Annotated in this window: 2 protein-coding genes; both read left to right on the plus strand. The window is 40.5% G+C overall.

Annotation, left to right across the window (positions count from 1 at the left end; all coding sequences use genetic code 11):
• Window positions 1-86 (plus strand): type II toxin-antitoxin system RelE/ParE family toxin (locus RR876_RS17165; RefSeq protein ID WP_332637209.1); only part of this gene is annotated, 86 nt, incomplete at its 5' end.
• An 18-nt stretch (window positions 87-104) separates the two neighbouring features.
• On the plus strand, window positions 105-389 hold the full coding sequence (locus RR876_RS17170) for a HigA family addiction module antitoxin (protein WP_086209417.1): 285 nt from the start codon (window positions 105-107) through the stop codon (window positions 387-389).
• Window positions 390-573: the final 184 nt, after the last annotated feature.

Here is a 573-nt window from a genome sequence, read left to right on the forward strand (position 1 = left end):
CACTAACAGTAAACGGTAATTGGCGGGTAATTTTTAAATTTGAAGATGGTGATGTCTACATCGTGGATTATCTGGACTATCACTAAGGTGTAGGAGTACGAACTATGAATATGATGTTTAATGCACCACATCCTGGCGAAATGTTGCGGGAATATATAGGTGAAACCCCCGTGACTGAAGCTGCTCAAGCGCTAGGTGTTACTCGAGCAAATCTATCTCGTATTTTGAATGGCCATACAGGTATTTCAGCAGATATGGCGATTCGTTTAAGCGAGGCTTTAGAAACCTCACCAGAGTTTTGGTTGAATTTACAAATGCAGCATGACTTATGGAACGCAAGTCAGCGTCAGCGACCAGTCATAAAGAAATTGGTTCAGGATTTTGCATAATAGAGCGCCGTGAGGCGCTTTATTTGTTTTCTATAGGCTAAAGTGTGTAGCGTTTACTGAGAGAATAAATGCGGTGTAGCGATTATATCTTTTTCTAAATCCATCCAAGATATATAACCACTGGCAATGTCATATACCGCAGGAATCACTCGAGCATCTTGTTCAATTTTAGCCTGATGTTTTT

It is taken from the genome of Acinetobacter sp., from assembly GCF_036666595.1.
Classification (GTDB): domain Bacteria; phylum Pseudomonadota; class Gammaproteobacteria; order Pseudomonadales; family Moraxellaceae; genus Acinetobacter.